Origin of the sequence: Rhodococcus sp. SJ-3 (assembly GCF_051918125.1) — a bacterium.
Lineage (GTDB): Bacteria > Actinomycetota > Actinomycetes > Mycobacteriales > Mycobacteriaceae > Rhodococcus.
In genome coordinates this window covers 231909-251271 of record NZ_CM123306.1, presented here as the reverse complement: position 1 = coordinate 251271, position 19363 = coordinate 231909, and the positions used below count along the sequence as shown (strand labels likewise).

14 protein-coding genes are annotated in these 19363 nt (G+C 65.8%); 5 read left to right on the top strand and 9 right to left on the bottom strand.

From position 1 onward, the window contains the following. Nucleotides 1–14: 14 nt before the first annotated feature. Complete coding sequence (locus ACTDXD_RS01200; protein WP_440125399.1) at nt 15–1745, top strand: glycerol-3-phosphate dehydrogenase/oxidase; 1731 nt, start codon at nt 15–17, stop codon at nt 1743–1745. A gap of 18 nt (nt 1746–1763) precedes the next feature. Here the strand turns inward: ACTDXD_RS01200 and ACTDXD_RS01195 are convergent, their stop codons facing one another. Further along, nucleotides 1764–2300, bottom strand: coding sequence for a hypothetical protein (locus tag ACTDXD_RS01195; RefSeq protein WP_440125398.1), 537 nt, complete (start codon nt 2298–2300; stop codon nt 1764–1766). Nucleotides 2301–2487: 187 nt separating this feature from the next. Here ACTDXD_RS01195 and ACTDXD_RS01190 point away from each other — a divergent pair, with 187 nt between their 5' ends. Beyond that, nucleotides 2488–3069, top strand: a complete 582-nt coding sequence (locus tag ACTDXD_RS01190; protein ID WP_440127492.1) for a TetR/AcrR family transcriptional regulator — start codon at nt 2488–2490, stop codon at nt 3067–3069. Here ACTDXD_RS01190 and ACTDXD_RS01185 read toward each other — a convergent pair. From ACTDXD_RS01185 to ACTDXD_RS01165, 5 genes are all read right to left on the bottom strand, one after another. Further along, nucleotides 3054–3839 carry a DNA-formamidopyrimidine glycosylase family protein gene (locus ACTDXD_RS01185; protein WP_440125397.1) on the bottom strand — a complete coding sequence of 262 codons (786 nt, stop codon included), beginning with the start codon at nt 3837–3839 and terminating at the stop codon, nt 3054–3056. The genes ACTDXD_RS01190 and ACTDXD_RS01185 overlap by 16 nt on opposite strands. 1 nt (nt 3840) lies before the next feature. Continuing rightward, on the bottom strand, nt 3841–8406 hold the full coding sequence (locus tag ACTDXD_RS01180) for an ATP-dependent helicase (protein WP_440125396.1): 4566 nt from the start codon (nt 8404–8406) through the stop codon (nt 3841–3843). A gap of 52 nt (nt 8407–8458) precedes the next feature. Then, complete coding sequence (locus ACTDXD_RS01175) at nt 8459–9013, bottom strand: hypothetical protein (RefSeq protein WP_440127491.1); 555 nt, start codon at nt 9011–9013, stop codon at nt 8459–8461. An 89-nt stretch (nt 9014–9102) separates the two neighbouring features. Continuing rightward, nucleotides 9103–10476 carry an FAD-binding oxidoreductase gene (locus ACTDXD_RS01170; protein ID WP_440125395.1) on the bottom strand — a complete coding sequence of 458 codons (1374 nt, stop codon included), beginning with the start codon at nt 10474–10476 and terminating at the stop codon, nt 9103–9105. Beyond that, a complete protein-coding gene (locus ACTDXD_RS01165; RefSeq protein ID WP_440125394.1) occupies nt 10473–12017 on the bottom strand; it encodes an AMP-binding protein in 1545 nt (514 codons plus the stop codon). The genes ACTDXD_RS01170 and ACTDXD_RS01165 overlap by 4 nt, the downstream gene beginning before the upstream one ends. A gap of 107 nt (nt 12018–12124) precedes the next feature. Here ACTDXD_RS01165 and ACTDXD_RS01160 point away from each other — a divergent pair, with 107 nt between their 5' ends. Next, nucleotides 12125–12382: a DUF7218 family protein gene (locus ACTDXD_RS01160; RefSeq protein WP_440125393.1), complete on the top strand. Its 258-nt coding sequence runs from the start codon at nt 12125–12127 to the stop codon at nt 12380–12382. A gap of 40 nt (nt 12383–12422) precedes the next feature. On the opposite strand, the gene amaB is transcribed toward ACTDXD_RS01160, so the two are convergent. Continuing rightward, the gene (amaB, locus tag ACTDXD_RS01155; RefSeq protein ID WP_440125392.1) at nt 12423–13928 is read right to left on the bottom strand and encodes an L-piperidine-6-carboxylate dehydrogenase; all 1506 of its coding nucleotides are present in this window, start codon (nt 13926–13928) and stop codon (nt 12423–12425) included. 35 nt (nt 13929–13963) lie between these two features. Between amaB and ACTDXD_RS01150 the strand changes: the two genes are divergently transcribed. Beyond that, complete coding sequence (locus ACTDXD_RS01150) at nt 13964–14413, top strand: Lrp/AsnC family transcriptional regulator (protein WP_440125391.1); 450 nt, start codon at nt 13964–13966, stop codon at nt 14411–14413. Between the two features lie 68 nt (nt 14414–14481). Next, complete coding sequence (gene lat, locus ACTDXD_RS01145; protein ID WP_440125390.1) at nt 14482–15819, top strand: L-lysine 6-transaminase; 1338 nt, start codon at nt 14482–14484, stop codon at nt 15817–15819. 31 nt (nt 15820–15850) lie between these two features. Here lat and ACTDXD_RS01140 read toward each other — a convergent pair whose 3' ends face one another. Beyond that, nucleotides 15851–17455 carry a protein kinase domain-containing protein gene (locus ACTDXD_RS01140; protein WP_440125389.1) on the bottom strand — a complete coding sequence of 535 codons (1605 nt, stop codon included), beginning with the start codon at nt 17453–17455 and terminating at the stop codon, nt 15851–15853. A 72-nt stretch (nt 17456–17527) separates the two neighbouring features. Beyond that, nucleotides 17528–19345 carry an ATP-binding protein gene (locus ACTDXD_RS01135; protein ID WP_440125388.1) on the bottom strand — a complete coding sequence of 606 codons (1818 nt, stop codon included), beginning with the start codon at nt 19343–19345 and terminating at the stop codon, nt 17528–17530. Nucleotides 19346–19363: the final 18 nt, after the last annotated feature.

Sequence of the window (19363 nt, the reverse complement as noted above, 5' to 3'; positions counted from 1 at the left end):
GAGGGAGTGGCGCGGTGACCAACCGATCAGGTGTGCAGATTCTCGGTCCGCAGCAGCGCGAGGACGCATGGCGACGCCTCGGCGGCGAGCAGTTCGACATCGTGGTGATAGGCGGCGGTGTCGTCGGGGCGGGAACTGCTCTCGACGCCGCGACCCGTGGCCTGCGCGTGGCACTCGTCGAGGCACGGGACTTCGCGTCCGGCACGTCGAGCCGGTCGTCGAAGATGTTCCACGGGGGCCTGCGGTATCTCGAGCAACTGGAATTCGGCCTGGTCCGCGAGGCGCTGCGCGAACGCGAACTGTCGCTGTCCACGCTCGCGCCGCACCTGGTCAAGCCGCTGAAGTTCCTGTTCCCCCTCACCCATCGCGGTTGGGAGCGCCCCTACATGGCGGCGGGCATCTTCCTCTACGACCGGATGGGCGGAGCGAAATCAGTTCCCGCGCAGAAACATCTGACACGTGCGGGCGCACTGCGAATGGCGCCGGGACTCAAACGCAATTCCCTCGTCGGTGGGATCCGCTACTACGACACGGTTGTGGACGACGCCCGCCACACCATGACGGTGGCGCGGACTGCGGCCCAGTACGGCGCGGTGGTGCGAACCTCGACCCAGGTCGTCGGCTTCCTGCGTGAGGCCGACCGCGTGTCGGGTGTGAGAGTGCGCGACAGCGAGGACGGCTCTGTCACCGAAGTGCGTGCCCACGTGGTCATCAACGCGACCGGCGTGTGGACCGACGAGATCCAGGCATTGTCGCGTGAACGCGGCCGATTCCGGGTGCGCGCATCGAAGGGCGTGCACATCGTGGTTCCGCGCGACCGCATCGTGAGCGACTCGGCGATCATCCTGCGGACCGAGAAATCGGTGCTGTTCGTCATTCCGTGGGGAAACCACTGGATCATCGGCACCACCGACACCGACTGGAACCTCGACCTCGCACATCCCGCCGCGACGAAGGCCGACATCGACTACATCCTCGACCACGTCAACAGTGTGCTCGTCGTCCCGCTCACCCACGACGACATCGACGGTGTCTACGCGGGCCTGCGTCCGTTGCTGGCAGGGGAGAGCGACGAAACCTCGAAACTGTCGCGCGAACATGCGGTCGCCCGTGTCTCGCCGGGCCTGGTAGCGATCGCAGGGGGCAAGTACACGACCTACCGGGTGATGGCCGAAGACGCGGTGGATCTCGCGGCCGAAGACATTCCGGCCCGCATTGCGCCGTCGATCACCGAGAAGGTGCCGCTGCTGGGTGCGGACGGATACTTCGCCCTGGTCAATCAGACGATGCACCTTGCTGAGCAGCACAACCTCCACCCGTACCGGGTCAAGCATCTCCTCGACCGGTACGGCTCACTGGTCGAGGACGTACTCGCGTGCGCGGAGGGCAGGCCCGAATTGCTGGAGCCGATCACCGACGCCCCGCTGTATCTCCAGGTCGAGGCCGTCTATGCGGCATTCGCCGAGGGCGCGCTCCATCTCGAGGACATCCTCGCCCGCCGGACCCGCATCTCGATCGAGTATCCGCACCGGGGCGTGCATTGCGCGGAACAGGTCGCGCATCTCGTAGCGCCGATCCTCGGTTGGAACGAGGCAGCGATCGACCGGGAGGTCGAGACGTATCGGGCCCGGGTCGAGGCAGAGGTCGATTCGCAGAGCCGGCTCGACGACGAATCCGCTGATGCGTTGCGCGCGGCCGCTCCGGAGGCGCGCGCCGAGATCCTCGAACCGGTCCCTGTGAAGTGAGCAGTGTCTTCGAAGTGATCAGTGCGTGAGCAGGACCTTGATCACCACGATCGTCGCCCCCACGAGGGCGAGCGCGCCTGCAGTCATCAGCAGTCGAGTGCTGGGACGCTCACCGTTGAGTCGTCCGATCACGAACGCGATGCCGCCGATTCGCACCAGGACCGCAAGCTCCGCCAGCAGCTGAGCGGTACGCGGCTCGATCCAGCCGAGCCAACCGATCGCGAGGACGACGCACGGGACCACTGCAGAGGTGAGAATCGGCACGGAGTCGCGTACTTCGGCCCGCCGTTCGGCTGCGGTGAGGCGGCTGCCCTGCCGGACGCTGTGCCCCACCGATTCCGCAAAGGCGTGCGCCACGAACGTCGACAGGGCGGTGCCGAGGACGATCGCGATTCCGACGTAGTTCGGTCCGGGGACAATCGGGATGAGCACTGCCAGCACCAGTACGTTGCCATAGACATACGCGCTGATGCGACTGGCGGCATTGTTACGGTCGAGTGGCGCATCGCGGGAGAACAACGGCCCGTGGAGTAGCGCGTTGGCGTCGAGTCCCATATCGACAGCGTGGCATGAGTCGGCGAAAATCTCAGCGTTGTTCGGAAAGGTCCTGTCGTCTCGGCCGACGTCGGCTCAGCTCCCGGCGAAGGACTCTGACTACGTATGTTGCCAGAGTAGGATCCGATCACACGTAGTCGACGACGGGAATCGCACAGTGGACACCACGCGCCGAAGCTGGGCGGGTATCGGCCTGGACGAGCGTCGGCGTGTCCGAAGGGAACGTCTCCTCGACGCGGGGATCGCCCTCATCGGCGCGCCCGACGGATCCGCCGCGAATGTGCGCGCGGTGTGCCGGGCAGCCGAACTCACCGAACGCTACTTCTACGAGAGCTTCACCGACCGCGACGCATTCGTCCGGGCGGTGTACGGGCTCGTGGGTGACCGCGCCCGCGACGTGCTCGTCGCGGCAGTGAGCTCAGCGGCGCATGCCCGCCGGGCGGAAGCAGCGGTCCGGGCATTCGTTGCCCTGATGGTCGACGAGCCGGCGATGGGTCGCGTACTTCTGCTCGCACCGCTGCGCGAACCCGCAATCAGCGGCAGAGGCGTCGAACTCGCACCGGTGTTCGTCGCACTCGTCAGCGCCCAACTCACAGAGATCGGTGACGACGCCGTCCGCAACATGGTGGCTGTAGGACTCGTCGGAGCCTTGACCAGCTTGTTCATGGGGTACCTCGAAGGGGCGATCGCCGTCCCACGGGAAACGTTCGTGCACCACTGCGTTGCGCTTCTCGAGCGCGCCGCGCACGACGCTCAGCGCAGGAGCTGACACCCAGGGCAGCGGTAGACCACGCGATCGGGATCGGATGGACCGGCCAGGCGTCCCGATTCGATGGGCCGCCCACAGCGCAGACATGGCCTGCCGGCGCGTCCATACACCCACAGCCCACGACCCCGGCGCGCATCGCCGGTCGTGACCCGCGAAGTCCTGTTCCGGTTGGCGTACAACACACGGTGGGCGAGTTCTGCCCAGCCGGCCGGGTCGCCGGCCTCTCGTACCGGTGTCGCAGGATCGACGCCGCGCAGGAAGCACAGCTCACTACGGTAGACGTTGCCCACCCCGGCCATGATGCGCTGGTCGAGCAATGCAAGCCCGATCGGGCGGGCAGGATCACGCATGAGATTGACGGCCGCAAGCACCGGATCCCAGTCCGGTCCGAGCAGATCCGGTCCGAGGTGCCCCACCGCGTCGCTCTCCTTCTCTCGGGGCAGCACTTCGACGATGCCGAGATCGAACCCCACCGCCTGCACGTGTTCGGTGCCGAGTACCGCACGAGCCTGGAAACCCGGCTTGCGCCAGCGTGTTCCGCGCTCATACACGTGCCACTGACCGTCCATCATCAAATGCGAGTGAAAAGTGTGATGCGGCAAGCGAACCAGAATGTGCTTGCCTCGTGCGGCCACTTCCTCCACCGTTTCACCGGTGAGATCGACAGTCGCGAAGCGGGGAACCCGAAAATCGCTTTCGGTCAGGATGTTTCCCGCAAGCGCCGCGTGCAGTCGTGCAGCGGTCTGGAACACCGTATCGCCTTCGGGCACGTCAGGACCTCAACCGATATCCGCGCGGTGTCGCGGAGAACCCGGCTTCGCCGAGCAGTTCCGCGAGGGCATGACCGTGGATCGAGACACCATCGATCTTCTCGACCACGATCTTGTCGACGCCACCGTTCTTGACGGTGTGAGCGAGCGACGCGAATGCGGTGCGGAGCCGACCGGGATCGTCGGTGAAGGTGAGCAGAGTGCGCCCACCGCGCTCGACGAACACTACGAGGCTCCCGTCGACCAGTACCACAAGGCCACCGGCCTTCCGGCCAGGCCGGTGCTTCGACGTGCTCGCCGCCGCTGCAGCTGCCTTGGGCCACGGGAGTGCGGCGCCGTACGGATTGGCGGGATCGCAGGCGGCGAGCGTCACCGCCTCGGTGCGGGTGTGGCGACCCTCGAGGGAATCGGAGAACGAGCGCAGCCGATCCACCACGTCCGGGGTCGAGAACTGTGCGCCGCCGAGAGAATCGACGAAGTACCCCCGTCGGCAGCGCCCCGTTTCCTCGAACCGGCTGAGCACCTTGTACATGAGCGCAAACCCCCCGGGGACGGCCTCGCTCGTCACGGCGCCCCGGGTCACCACGCCGTACCGCTCGAGGAGCAGTTCGGCAGTCGTGTGCGCCCGCACCGTCGGGTCGGTCTCACGCTCGGGTAGCAGCGACCACCGGCCCGCAACGGTCGGCGGCCCAGTCCGTGACGGAACGGTCGGACGCGCCCGATACATGCGGGCCCGCGGAGCCCTCCGCGGCACACGATGCGCGGGTGTGGCACGTGATGTGTCGCCGATGAGCGCGCGGAGCGGTGCGAGTGTGTCGCCCGCGATGTGCCCACTCCAGACCAGATCCCACATCGCAGCACTCAGAGCCGTATCGGTCGCGTCCGGTTCGAGCGCTTTCACTGCGTCCCCGAGTTGCCGTACGAAGTATGCGCCCCCACCCGAGAGGGCCTCCAGGATCGCCCGGTGGATGCCCGTCAGCTCGATCTCCTCGGCAGGAGCGAGTGTGGCGGGGGCGAGGTCGGCGGGATGTAGCGAGATCCAGCCGTCCTTTCCCGAGATCGAGCCGACGCCGGACCAGATGATCTCGCCGTTCGACGTCAACTCGTCGAGCATCGCGGGCGAGTAATCGCGTACCCGCGGCGCAAGGATCAGCGGTTCGAGGGCGCTCGCCGGGATCGGCACACCCGCGATCTGCTCGGCGACGGCTACGACACCATCGAGACCGTAGAGCGCGCTCGCGCCGGGCCCGCGTCCGAGATGGTGCCAGTCGGGCAGGAAACGGCCGAGGGTTGCGGTGCTCACCGGCTCGACCTCGTGGCGTGCCGCGGCCAGGGAACGTCGACGCAGACGGCGCAGGACCTCGCTGTCGCACCACTCCGCTCCGGTGGCGCCGGGACGGAATTCACCCGAGGTGACGCGCTTGTCGTCGGCCAATCGCTGCAGAACGGATTCGACGACCGCCGCGCCGAGACCGAAGCGGGTCCCCGCTGCCGCCGTGGTGAACGGCCCGTGTGTGCGGGCGTAACGTGCGACGAGGTCGCCGAGTGGATCCGCGACCGGTTCGATAAATGCCGTGGGGACCCCGATCGGTAACGGCACTCCGAGCGCATCGCGCAATCGTGACGCGTCTTCGATTGCCGCCCACCACTTCCGGCCTGCGTACGACACCTGCAGAACGCGTCGCTGGGCCGACAGCTCGGCGAGCCACGGAGCAGGGTCGTCGGTACTGCGCTCCCGCACTTCGGCATCGGTCGACGGCCCAAGCAAACGCACCAGATCCGCAACGCCCTCCGCATCCCGAGCACGCCGCTCAGGCACCAGGCGCTGCAATTCGAGTTCGGCCTGCTCGATCACGTCGGCGTCGAGCAAGTCGCGCAACTCGACCCGGCCGAGCAACTCCGCGAGCAACGTCGAATCCAAAGACAGCGCAGCCGCGCGCCGCTCGGCGAGCGGACTGTCGCCCTCATAGAGGAACGCACCGACATAGTCGAACAGCAACGACGCGGCGAACGGTGACGCTGTGGGTGTCTCGACCTCGACGAGCCGGATCTGCCGCCGCGCGAGACGGCCGAGCAGGTCGCGCAGCGCGGGGAGGTCGTAGACGTCCTGCAGGCATTCGCGCACCGTCTCGAGCAGGATGGGGAAACTCGGGTACCGGCGGGCCACGTCGAGCAGTTGCGCGGAACGCTGACGTTGCTGCCACAGGGGCGCGCGTTTACCGGGGTTGCGCCGCGGCAACAGCAACGCGCGCGCCGAGCATTCACGGAACCGGGACGCGAACAGGGACGAGCCACCCACCTGTTCGGTGACCAGATCCTCGATCTCGTCCTGGTCGAAGACGAAGATGTCGGCGCCGGGCGGATCGTCCTCGGTGTCGGGTAGCCGGACGATGATGCCGTCGTCGGACGGCGAAGGATGTGCCTCGATGCCAAACCGGTCCAGCAGACGCGCCCCGACTGCGAGAGCCCATGGTGCGTGGACACGCAGACCGAACGGGGAATGCAGGACGAGACGCCAATCGCCCAGTTCGTCGCGGAAGCGCTCGACGACGAGGGTGCGATCGGTGGGGAGGTGGCCGGTGGCGGTGCGTTGTTCGTCGAGGAGGCCGATCAGATTTGCGGTCGCGTAGTCGTCGAGTCCGCCGGATCGGCATCGTGCGTCGGCGTCGTCGGGTGCAGCGTGGCCGAGCTCGCGGATGAACGCACCGAGCGCCGCGCCGAGTTCTGCAGGGCGTCCCTGGTTGTCACCGTGCCAGAACGGCAGACGCCCGGCGCGGCCGAATGCGGGGGACACGAGCACCCGGTCGAAGGTGATCTCCTCGATTCGCCAGCTCGTCGCGCCGAGCGCGAAGACATCGCCGACCCGCGACTCGTAGACCATCTCCTCGTCGAGTTCTCCCACGCGGGTGTTCTTCTCGCCCACCATGTACACGGTGAACAAACCGCGGTCAGGGATGGTCCCGCCGGACGTGACGGCCAGTCGTTGTGCCCCGGGCCTGCCGGTCAGCGTGCCGTCGGTGCGGTCCCACACCAGGCGGGGACGGAGTTCGGCGAACTCGTCCGACGGGTAGCGGCCCGAGAGCAGATCGAGCACCGATTCGTAGACGCCCCGCGACAGCGACGTGAACGATCCGCTCCGCCGGACAGTGTCGAACCAGTCGTCGACCCCGAGGGGTTCGAGTGCGGCCGCTGCCACGGTCTGCTGTGCGAGGACGTCGAGGGGATTCGCCGGGACCTGCAGGGCCTCGATGTGCCCGGCGACCATCCGCTCGACGGTGACGGCGCAATGGATCAGGTCGGTGCGGTGCTTGGGGAACAGCACTCCGCGTGAAGTCTCACCGACCTGGTGCCCGGCCCGCCCCACTCGTTGCAGCCCGCTCGCCACCGATGGTGGTGCCTCCACCTGGATGACGAGATCGACCGCGCCCATGTCGATACCCAGTTCGAGGCTCGAGGTAGCCACGACGCAGCGCAGCCGACCGGACTTCAGATCATCCTCGATGAGAGCGCGTTGGTCTTTGCTCACCGAACCGTGGTGGGCACGGGCAAGGACCGGTTCGGCGCCGTAGGTCACCTCGGTGGATGCGCCGAGGAGCGCCGGCGGCGCGGTCTCGCGGTCGACGGCGCTGCCGGTGCGTTCGGTGTAGATCTCGTTGAGCCGGCCGGTCAACCTTTCGGAGAGTCGGCGCGAATTCGCGAACACGATCGTCGAGCGGTGGGCGGTGACGAGATCGACGATCTGCTCCTCGACGTGCGGCCAGATCGACCCGGCCTGCGGCGTCGGTGACTCGGAATCGTCGTCGATACCGGATGTGCCCAACTCCGTCATGTCCTCGACCGGCACCTGGACCGTGAGCTCCCAGGTCTTGACTGCTGGAGGGGCGACGATCCGGATTGGCTCGCCCCCGACGAGGAAGCGGCCCACCTCCTCGTGCGGACGCACCGTTGCGGACAGTCCGATCCGCTGAGCGGGCTTCGGTAGGAGCAGGTCGAGACGTTCGAGGGACAGCGCCAGATGCGCGCCACGTTTGGTCCCGGCGACAGCGTGCACCTCGTCGACGATCACTGATTCGACGCCTGCGAGTGTCTCGCGTGTGGCCGAGGTGAGCATGAGGAACAGTGATTCGGGGGTGGTGATGAGGATGTCGGGAGGTGTACGGGCGAGCTTGCGCCGGTCGGCCTGCGAGGTGTCGCCCGAGCGGACACCCACGGTGATCTCAGGCGGCGCCAGACCGAGCCGTTTCGCGGTCTGGGTGATGCCGACGAGCGGTGACCGGAGATTGCGCTCGACGTCGACCCCGAGTGCCTTGAGCGGCGAGATGTAGAGGACCCGGGTGCGGTGTTCGCGCGGTGAGTCGGATGTCTCCAGGGGGCGGGCAGCGAGCCGGTCGAGTGACCATAGGAACGCCGACAGCGTCTTGCCTGAGCCGGTGGGCGCGACGACGAGTGTGTGCGCACCCGACGAAATCGCATCCCACGCGCCGAGCTGCGCAGGTGTGGGCGCGTCGAATGCACCTCCGAACCACTCCCGGGTGGGCGCGGAGAAACGGGCGAGGACGTCGGTCACCAGTCCATGGTGCACCCGATGTCCGACAGTCTCGGGAATTACGCGTTGCCGGTCACTCCAGTGCGAACATGGCGAGCTGCGGGCAGTGCACATCCGCCCAGTGGTTCCTGCCGTTCTGCATCAACCTGCGGACGAGTTCGTGCGCCGCAGGCCGCCACGGGAGCGCATCGAACTGCTCGCGACTTGCCGGTATCTCACTCCACCCGATCGACACCTGATCGCCGCGACGGCGGAGACTCAGCGCGGGGGAGCTTGCCGTGATCCGATCGAAGTCGGCGCCGCACGACTGCTCGAGGATGCGTACGTCGACTGTCACGAAACCGCCGATCTGCCTGTCCTCGCGGACACTGGTATCGACGTACAAGCACGCGATCTCCTGGTCACCGGCATGGACACTGATCATCCGATGCCCCTTGTCCGATGCTCCGACCGACGGCAGACATACGACGGACCAGTACTCGCGTTCGCTGATGCGTGCATTCTCGATCGTCGAGCGGACATAGTCGCGCAACCACGCGGTGACGAAGTCGAATTCAGGGTAGAGCTCGAGCTCCCGATAGCGGGTGTCGCGCAATGGAAGATCGGTACCGGCCTCTGGCATACGCATGTTCACGCCCCGATTATGGCGTGTTCCCTGCCGCGGCGGCACCGAGGTGCGGAAAGGTGCTGTCGTGGGGTCGATCGGTCGGCCATTCGTCACAGGACAGCCCCTGGGTTGAGGATCGAGCGGGGGTCGAGGGCGTTCTTTATCAGGCGGGTCAACGCCATCACGTCGGGGCCCACCTGCTCCGGCAGCCAAGGTTTCTTGAGCCTGCCCACGCCGTGCTCCCCGGTGATAGTGCCGCCGAGGCCGATCGCGAGGTCCATGATCCGGCCGAACGCGGCGTGTGCCCGCTCCACCATCTTCTCGTCGCCGGGGTCGTAGACGACCAGCGGGTGGGTGTTTCCGTCTCCCGCATGCGCGATCACGGCAACCGTCACTTCGTTGCGATCGGCGATTTCCGCTACGCCGGCGACCAGGTCCGGGAGCATCGGCAACGGTACCCCCACATCCTCGAGGAGGAGGCTTCCGAGGCGTTCGACCGCGGGAATCGCCATCCGCCGCGCAGCGGTGAACGCAGCACCTTCATCAGGATCGGAGGTGTCGAACACGTCGTGAGCCCCAGCGTCCCGGCACGCACGCACCATCACCTCGATTTCGTGTTCCGCGGCCGCACCCGGAGCGTCGGATTGTGCGATCAGCATGGCCTCGGCTCCGCGGTCCAGGTCCATCCGCAAGGCGTCCTCGACAGCGTTGATCGTGGTGCGGTCCATGAATTCGAGCATGGCCGGGCGAAGCGTTGCGGTGATCGCGATGACGGCGTCCGCCGCGGACTTCACCGACCCGAAGGTCGCAACCATCGTCGACGCCGGTGGTTGCGGTGGAATCAAGCGGAGCGTCACCTCGGTGATCACTCCGAGAGTGCCCTCGCTGCCCACGAACAGTTTCGTCAGCGATAGACCCGCAACGTCCTTGAGTCGGGGGCCACCGAGCCGCACCGCGGTGCCGTCGGCGAGAACCACTTCGAGCCCGAGCACGTAGTCGGAGGTCACCCCGTACTTGACGCAGCACAGCCCACCCGCATTGGTCGCGGCGTTGCCGCCGATCGAGCAGATCTCGAACGAAGACGGATCCGGCGGATACCACAGGCCATGTTCGGCTGCGGCTGCCTTGACCTCGGCATTGAGCAGGCCCGGACCAGCGACGGCGGTGCGTGTGGCGGGGTCGATCGTGATGTCACGCATCTTCTCGGTGCTGAGAACGATTCCGTCGGCCAGACCGCCGGAGCCTCCGGACAGGCTCGTTCCGGCGCCGCGGGGCACCACCGGCACACGGTTCTCGTACGCCCACCGCAACGTGGTCTGCACATCAGCGGTGGAGGTCGCGCGGACGAGCGCGAGCGGCACGGCCGCGTCGGGGTCGAACGCACGATCGTGCCGGTATCCCGCGAGGATGTCGGGATCGGTGACGAGGACCCCGGCCGGGAGCTGCCCGGCCAGGGTCGTCGGGTCGGCAGGCGGTGACGTCACGACACAGCCGGAACGTAGCGGGCGCGCAGCTTGTGTTTGACGAGCTTGCCGGTCGGGGTGCGAGGCAGGTCGTCGGAGAAGTCGATGCTGCGCGGAGCCTTGAACTTCGACACCTTCGACCGCACGTACTCGAGTAGTTCTTGCTCGACCTCGGGTCCGGGTTCGACACTTTCAGCGAGTTGCACAACAGCCTTGACCTCTTCGCCGAACTCGTCGTTCGGCACGCCGATGACCGCGACGTCGAACACCTTGGGGTGAAGGGTCAGAACGTTCTCGGATTCCTGCGGATAGATGTTCACACCGCCCGAGATGATCAGGAATGCTGCGCGGTCGGTGAGATACAGGAACCGATCCTCGTCCAGATACCCGATGTCGCCGCTGGTCGTCCACGTGGGGTGATCGGGATGTGTTGCCTTCTCGGTCTTCTCGGGGTCGTTGTGATACTCGAACGGACGCTCGTCGCGCTCCCACCACACCGTCCCGATCGATCCCGTGGGTAGTTCCTGGCCGTCCTCACCGCAGATCCGGACGTGCCCCATCACGCCGTCGTGACCGACCGAACCCGGACGAGCGAGGGCCTGTTCGGAGTTGATGAAGGTCGCGCCGGAGCCTTCGGTGGAGGCGTAGTACTCGTTGATCACCGGTCCCCACCACTCGATCATCGCCTGCTTGATCTCGGGTGGGCACGGTGCTGCAGCGTGAATTGCGACCGACATGCTCGACACGTCGTACTTCAGGCGGGTTTGCTCGGGAAGCTTGAGCATGCGCACGAACATAGTCGGCACCCATTGGCTGGCGGTGACCTCGTACCGATCGATCAGCGCAAGCGCTTCTTCCGCATCGAACCGATCCATGAGGATCACCGTGCCGCCCACCGACTGGATTGTGCCGCAGAACCGCAGTGGCGCAGCGTGGTACAGCGGTGCGGGACACAGGTACACCGTGTCCGAATCGAAGCCGTACATCGGGGTGAACACAGCTGTGTACGGGTCGGGAATGTCCTGGACCTGCCCGTCCGGCAGCTTCGGCTTGATGCCTTTGGGGCGGCCCGTGGTGCCGGACGAGTACAGCATGTCCTGACCGCGCGGCTGATCGTGAAGAGGTGTGGTGTCGAAGCGTTCGACGGCCCGCGCGTAATCCTCGAATCCAGGCAGCGTTCCGCCGTACGCGAGCCGGTGCTCTACGTTCGGATATGCGTCGGCAGAGGTGTCCACCGCGTCGGCGGCATTCGCGGAGACGATCAATGCCTTCGCGCCGCAGTCGTCGACCACATATGCGGCTTCGTGAGCGGTGAGGTGCCAGTTTACGACGGTGATGTACAGGCCGGAGCGCAGTGCAGCCCAGTACACCTCCATCACGCGGAGGTCGTTGTCGGAGATGAGGGCGACGTGATCACCAGGCTTCAGTCCGAGTTCGCGCAGGTATTTCGCGAGCCGGAGCGAGTTCTCGTCGAGTTGTCGGTAGGTCAATGACTCGCCGGTGGCGGGGCGCACGATAGCGGCCTTGTTCGGTGAGGTGGCGACGAAGTTACCTGGGTACATGCACCCTGGTTTATCACAGGTTGTGGCGCGCGCCACAGCGTCCGTTCCGGTGGGACGATTGAGTGTGGCACCGCGGGGTACCCGGCATGAACCGAAAGGAGACCGCAATGCCGAATCCGTCGATCAAGAACGAGAAGATGTACGAGGACCTCCGCGACGACGGTGCGTCCAAGGAGAAAGCTGCCCGCATCTCGAACGCCGTGGCGAATCGCGGAAAATCCGATGTCGGTCGCAAGGGAGGGAAAGCCGGGTCCTACGACGACTGGACTGTCGCCGATTTGAAGAAGCGCGCCAAAGAGCTGGGCTTGACCGGGTACTCCGACATGAAGAAGAGCGAGCTCATCGACGCGCTGCGTAACCATTGACGCAACGGGTGGCCACAGAACTTCGTCCGAACTCGACTGATCATCCGAACTCGACACCCTGGGCGAGTGGGAGGCCGTCGGAATAGTTCACAGTGTTGGTCGCGCGACGCATGTACGCCTTCCAGGAGTCGGAGCCGGATTCGCGTCCCCCGCCTGTTTCCTTCTCCCCGCCGAACGCGCCGCCGATCTCGGCGCCGGACGTGCCGATGTTCACGTTGGCGATACCGCAGTCCGAGCGCGCAAGGAAGCGCTCGGCCTCGCGTTGGTCGGTAGTGAAGATCGACGACGACAATCCCTGGGGAACATTGTTGTGCAGAGCGATCGCTTCGTCGAAGTCGTCGTAGGGGAGCACATACAGGACGGGTGCGAACGTCTCTTCACGTACGACGTCGGTCTGCGTGGGCATCCGCAAGAGCGCTGGAGAGACGTAGACGCCGTCGCCCTGCACCTGCACCCGTTGCCCACCTGCTACGAGGATGCCCCCGTCGAGTTCGGCGCGGTCGAGGGCCGAGCGCATCGCATCGTAGGCGTGTGAGGAGATCAGCGGTCCCACGAGAACGCCCTCGTCGAACGGGTTCCCTACCCGGAGCCCGCGGTATACGGTCGCGAGGCGCTCCACGAGGTTGTCGATGACGGAGCGATGCACGATCAGCCGGCGCAGCGTGGTGCAGCGTTGTCCTGCGGTGCCTGCCGAGGCGAACACGACTCCCCGCACGGTCAGTTCCAGATCTGCCGAGGCGGTGACTATCGCGGCGTTGTTGCCACTGAGTTCGAGCAGGCAGCGGCCGAACCGTGCGGCGACCCGGGGCGCGACGATCCGTCCCATCCGGACCGAACCGGTGGCGCTGACCAACGCTATCCGTGGATCGTCGACGAGCGCTTCACCCGCGGTAGCGTCGCCGAGCAGGACATGATGCAGGCCGGGGGGCGCATCGACGTCCGCTGCGGCACGACGCAGCAGTGCGTCACACGCAAGAGCGGTCAGCGGAGTGGTCTCCGAGGGCTTCCACACCACAGGGTTGCCGCACACCAGCGCGATCGCGGTGTTCCAGGACCACACCGCCACCGGGAAGTTGAACGCGGATATCACACCGACCACACCGAGGGGGTGCCACGTCTCCATCAAGCGGTGGCCTGGTCGCTCGGAGGGCATGGTGCGTCCGTAGAGCTGCCGCGACAGGCCCACGGCGAAGTCGCACACGTCGATCATTTCCTGGACTTCGCCGAGTGCCTCGGACGGTATCTTTCCGACCTCGAGCGTGACGATCTCGGCGAGATCGTGCTTGTGCTCGACGAGTAGATCACCGAACCGGCGGACGAGCCGACCTCGTACGGGAGCGGGGACGTTGCGCCACTGCTCGAACGCGTCTGCGGCAGCGTGTATCGCCGCGTCGATCTGGGCCGCGGTGTGTGGTTCCAGCTGTGCGAGTTCGGTGCCGTCGATGGGTGTGGTCGCCGCCAGAGCACCATCGCCGTCGGGCAGCGTGGCGCCGCACTTCTGCACAGCGGTGCGCGCACGATTACTGAAAGTGTCCGTTGCATTCATCGGTGGGTCCTCTGTCGCTCGGTTAACCTGCGCTGGTGCCGGAATCTTCGAAAGAGTCGTTGGACGAGATCGATAGGTTGCTGTTGCGTGAACTGATTGCGGACGGACGCGCCACCTTGTCGGTGCTTGCTGAGAAGGCCGGGTTGTCGATTTCCGCGGTGCAGTCGCGAGTGCGCAGACTGGAGTCCCGGAACGTGATTCGCGGCTACACCGCGAAGGTGGACCCGGAAGCACTCGGCCTCATGCTGTCGGCGTATGTCGCGATCACCCCTCTCGACCCGTCCCAACCCGACGACGCGCCCGCACGTCTACGTCACATCGAAGCAATCGAATCGTGTCACTCGGTGGCGGGCGATGAAAGCTATATGCTCCTTGTGCGTGTTGCGACGCCGCGGGAACTCGAGTATCTCCTCCAAGAAATCCGCGCGACTGCGAATGTTGCCACTCGAAGCACAGTCGTGCTGCAGACATTTTACGAGAAGTGACATATCGACGCTTTGTTCTTCAATTGAAACTACGGCTGGGCTGAAAATGTTCGCGTACCCTCGCGGATATGAGCACTGCATTCCGTGATCGGGACGGTGCCGAAGTCGTGGCACCCGACCGGGTACACGCCGTCATCCGAGCGCACATGGTGGCCGACGGATTTCCCCTTGTCCTGGATCTCGAACGCTCGAGAGGGTTGCGCCTCGTCGACCGCCGCGACCGCACATGCTATCTCGATATGTTCGGCTTCTTCGCGTCGTCCGCTCTCGGGATGAACCACCCCGACATTGCCGACGATCCTGCGCTGCGGGACGAACTTGCCGCGGTTGCTGCCAACAAACCCAGCAACTCCGATATCTACACCGTGGTGATGGCCCGTTTCGTCGACGCATTCGCGCGAATACTCGGCGATCCGGCACTACCGCACCTGTTCTTCATCGACGGTGGCGCCCTCGCGGTCGAGAACGCACTCAAGGCCGCGTTCGACTGGAAGAGCCGGCTGAACGAATCGCACGGTCGCGATCCCGCACTGGGGACCAAGGTGCTGCACCTGACAGAAGCGTTCCACGGGCGCACCGGATACACGATGTCGCTGACCAACACCGATCCCGTCAAGACCGATCGCTTCCCGAAATTCGACTGGCCTCGCATCGATGCTCCGTACCTGCGTGACGGTGGCGCCGTCGAGGAGGACGAAGCACGCGCGCTCGCGCAGGCCCGTGCTGCTTTCACGAACAATCCCCACGACATCGCGTGCTTCATCGCCGAACCCATTCAAGGTGAAGGCGGCGATCACCATTTCCGGCCGGAGTTCTTCCAGGCGATCGCGGCACTCTGCCGCGAGCACGATGCACTGCTGGTCGTCGACGAGGTGCAGACCGGAGTCGGCATCACGGGAACGATGTGGGCGTACCAACAGTTCGGCATCGAGCCCGACATCGTTGCGTTCGGGAAGAAGACCCAGGTGTGCGGGATCATGGCCGGTGGGCGTCTCGACGAGGTTCCGGACAATGTCTTTGCGGTGTCTTCGCGGCTCAACTCCACCTGGGGTGGAAACCTCACCGACATGGTGCGTGCCCGCCGCATCTTCGAAGTGATCGAGCGCGATCGACTGGTCGATCGTGCGCGGACGACCGGTGCGCATCTGCTGGCTGCGTTGCGGCAGCTCGCGGCGCAGTATCCGATCGTCACCGAGCCGCGGGGCCGTGGGCTGATGTGCGCGATCACATTGCCATCACAGGAGTTTCGTGACCGAGTGCTCGCTCGTCTGTACCACGAGGAGCAGGTCCTCATGATCGGTTCGGGGCAGCGCGGCATCCGTTTCCGGCCGCCCCTGACCGTCACCTCCGAGGAACTCGACGAGGCGATCGCCGCGCTCGACAGGGTGCTCGCCACTGTCGCCTGAACAACTGCTGTCGTCTGAGCAAGTGCTGTGATCAGGGTGTGCTTGCCTCGAGATGTCGTATCACCGCGAGCACGCGACGATGGTCCTCCGGTTCCGGATGCAGCCCGAGCTTGAGGAAGATCGACCGTATGTGCGCCTCGACGGTGCGTTCGCCGAGGAACAGTGTCGCACCGATCGCGCGATTGGATCGGCCCTGGGCCATGAGCGTGAGCACCTCGCGTTCCCGCGCCGACAGGTCGTCGATCGGCCTCGAATCAGAATGAGGGCGCGACACCATCCGGCTCACCACACCGGGATCGATCGCCGACCCGCCGTCGGCGACACGGTGGAGTGCGTCCACGAACTCGTCGATGTCGCCGACGCGATCCTTGAGTAGATATCCCACACTTGCTGCGCCGGTTGCCAACAGATCCATCACGTACTCGGATTCGACGTACTGCGACAGCAGTAGCACTGCGGTCTCGGGATATTCGGTGCGGATCGTTCGTGCGGCTTCGATGCCCTCGACGGTGTGGGTCGGCGGCATCCGGATATCGACGACGGCGATGTCGGGTCGAGTTCGTGCCACCGTATCGATCAAGGTCTCGACGTCGTCTGCTTCGCCGACCACGTCGAGACCCTCATCTGTGAGCAGGCTTCGGATCCCTTCCCGAAGAAGCACAGAGTCGTCGGCGAGAACGACACGCAAGGGGCTGGACCGCCGGCGCCGCGGACCGGTGCGAGCACTAGGTGTGGTCGGTAAGGGCGACACCTGGGTGGGATCGAGCAGTGCGCCCGTATCGCGGTTCAGCACTGCCCGCGCAGCGTCGCAGAACGCCCGACACGTGTCGTACCGGTCGTTCCGGTTCTTCGCCAGTACCCGCGCAACGACGGCATCCATTGCCGGGCTGAGATCGGAACGCAGTGCACTCGGCCGCGGGATCGGGTCCCGGGCGTGTCCGTGCCACAACTGCGGGAGCGTCTCACCCGGGTACGGGGGTCGTCCGGTGAGCAGATGATAGAACGTGCAGCCGAGTGAATAGAGATCGGCGCGGGGATCGAGTTCCACCGTCGTGTCGAACTGCTCTGGTGCGGCGTTGTGCAGGCTCGCGACGAACACCCCGGTACGGGTGAGACGTCCCGGTTCGTCGAGGGCCTTTGCTATACCGAAATCCGTGAGTAGGACACGTTCTCGTTCACCGGGGCCGGCGGGTTCCACGATCAGGATGTTCGCCGGCTTCACATCGCGATGCAGAACGCCCGCGCGGTGCGCATAGTCGAGCGCTTTCCCGGTCTCGGTGATGATATGCAGGGCTCGTTCCACCGGCGTGGGGCCGGCAACGATCAGGTCGGCGGCGGTCGTTCCGGGTACGTACTGCATCGTGAACCACAGGCGGTCGTCGGTTCGTCCGCGGTCGTAGATCTGCACGATGTTCGGGTGTTCGAGGCGCGCCACATGCCCGGCTTCGCGTTCGAAGCGGGCGGCGACGTAGTCATCCGAGGTGAGACCGGAATGGAGAAGCTTCAGCGCAACCGTGCGCGGTAGGTGCGGGTGGGCCGCCAGATAGACGGCCCCCATACCGCCTACACCGAGCAACTTCTCGATTCTGTATCCGGCAAACACCGAACCGGCCTCCAGCCGACCGTTCACCGCCATCGCCTGCACCTTCCGCCGACGACCCCTCATCCATTGAACCGCGCGGCGCGGCGGTGCGGAAGTGTCGCTTGGTCAGCTGTCGGCGTCCGCGCGAAGCTGCAGCGTGACCGTCAAAGTTGTGCCGCAGCCGGTCGGGCTGTCGAGAGTGAAGCTGCCGCCGAGGGCTTCGGCACGATCCGACAGGCCGTCCAATCCGCCTCCGGGAACCCGCCGGGCGCCGCCCGATCCGTTGTCGGTGACCGTCAAGCGGAGCGTATCGCCCTCGCGGTACACCATGATTCTCACAAGGGTCGCGGACGAGTGCTTCGCGGCGTTGGTCACAGCTTCCGATGCGATGAGGTACGCGGCAAGTTCGACGTGGCTCGGCAACCGTGACTCGAGATCTTCGTCGATGCACACCGGAATCGGTGCTCGCTCGGCCATCGAGTTCAATGCGACCGCCAAACCTCGCTCGGCCAGCACCGGCGGGTAGACGCCACGCGCCAGGTCGCGCAGTTCCGTGAGTGCGGCGTTCAGCTCGGCAGCGCCGTCGGTGAGGAACGAGCGCATCTGCATACCGTCGTCGGTTCGCTGTGCCCGGCGGAGCAGCAGTGAGGCCGCTACCAGCCGTTGCTGAGCGCCGTCGTGCAGGTTGCGCTCGAGGCGGCGCCGTTGCACATCGCCCGCTGTGACGATGCGTTCGCGAGACCGGCGCACCTCGGCGAGCTGCTCCTCGAGGGCGCGCTGGAGGCGATCGTGGTCGAGGGCCAGGCTGGTTGCGCCACGCACCGCGGCGAGTAGTTCCGGCTGGGCTTCCAACGTGGCGTCGTAGACGAGCGCCCCAGCGGGTGTTCCCTCGTGTTCGAGGAGAGTGAATCCCCGCGTGCGGGAGCGGCGGGGCAAGGTCTGCGGTTCGCCGTCGGAGTCGAGGTAGGTGCCGTCCGAGTATGTCCACAGGGCCAGGCTCGGGTCGTGCACGGCGCGGCGTAACGCATCGACGAAACCGACGTCGATGGGGATGTCGCCGATCTCGACCATCGCGTCGGTTACGGCCGCCCGGGTGAGCCGGTATCGGACGAGTCCGATCGCGACGGCGAGTGGGAACAGTGCGGCCCCGGGATAGCGCAGATTCAGAATCCAGGTATGGGGAGAGCCCGGAACTGCGATGGCGAGTGTGGCGATTGTGAGGAGTCCTGCAGCTGCGCATGCGATCCCGAGCGGCGCAAACCCCGCTCGATATGCCGGAGATCCCCGTTTCAAGCGGGCGACCACCACACCGACGAGGATCGCGGTGAGCACAACTGCCCCCGTACCGACACCGAGTTGGATCGCGTCGGAGATTTCGGGACCGTGCCGGATCAGCAGCAGATTCGTGGAGGTCGACGATTGTATCGACTCTGCGGCGCGCGGATCGAAGAACATCCATTCGGCCGCGACGCCGACCACAGCGAGTGCCCACGCGGCGCCGACGAACCACCGTTCCCAACGTTGCTGTAGGCGACCGGTGGGGAAACCGATCACAGCCTGGAGAAGTAACGGCAGATACAGGTTTGTTGCAACGATACCGACGGTGAATGCCACTGGGTTACTGGAGCGACGTAGCCCACCCAGAAGCCACAGCGCACCCGCAACGACGAGAAGCAGTCCGGTCAGATCGTGTGGGCGGTACGTCCACGCGACTGCGCCGGCGACGAGGAATGCCACTCCAGCGCAGACGAACAGTGCCATCTCGGTCGGACTGAATACCGGAAGATACGGGCCTTGTGCTGCTGCGAACGACTCGCGCGGTCCGAGAAGCAGACTGCGCGCGGGGTCGCGTCGTGCGATATCGGACCAGTCGACGGATGCCACCACCATCGCGACCAACGCAATGACGAGCCCGGACAGCAGAAGAATCGTGCGACGACTCATCGAGCCAGCCTCCTCACC

Coding starts and splice junctions, on each gene's coding strand:
- ACTDXD_RS01195 (WP_440125398.1), bottom strand. CDS start 2,300: ATGGGACTCGACGCCAACGCGCTACTCCACGGGCCGTTGTTCTCCCGC.
- ACTDXD_RS01175 (WP_440127491.1), bottom strand. CDS start 9,013: ATGCGTATGCCAGAGGCCGGTACCGATCTTCCATTGCGCGACACCCGC.
- ACTDXD_RS01165 (WP_440125394.1), bottom strand. CDS start 12,017: ATGTACCCAGGTAACTTCGTCGCCACCTCACCGAACAAGGCCGCTATC.
- ACTDXD_RS01160 (WP_440125393.1), top strand. CDS start 12,125: ATGCCGAATCCGTCGATCAAGAACGAGAAGATGTACGAGGACCTCCGC.
- amaB (WP_440125392.1), bottom strand. CDS start 13,928: ATGAATGCAACGGACACTTTCAGTAATCGTGCGCGCACCGCTGTGCAG.
- lat (WP_440125390.1), top strand. CDS start 14,482: ATGAGCACTGCATTCCGTGATCGGGACGGTGCCGAAGTCGTGGCACCC.
- ACTDXD_RS01140 (WP_440125389.1), bottom strand. CDS start 17,455: ATGGCGGTGAACGGTCGGCTGGAGGCCGGTTCGGTGTTTGCCGGATAC.
- ACTDXD_RS01135 (WP_440125388.1), bottom strand. CDS start 19,345: ATGAGTCGTCGCACGATTCTTCTGCTGTCCGGGCTCGTCATTGCGTTG.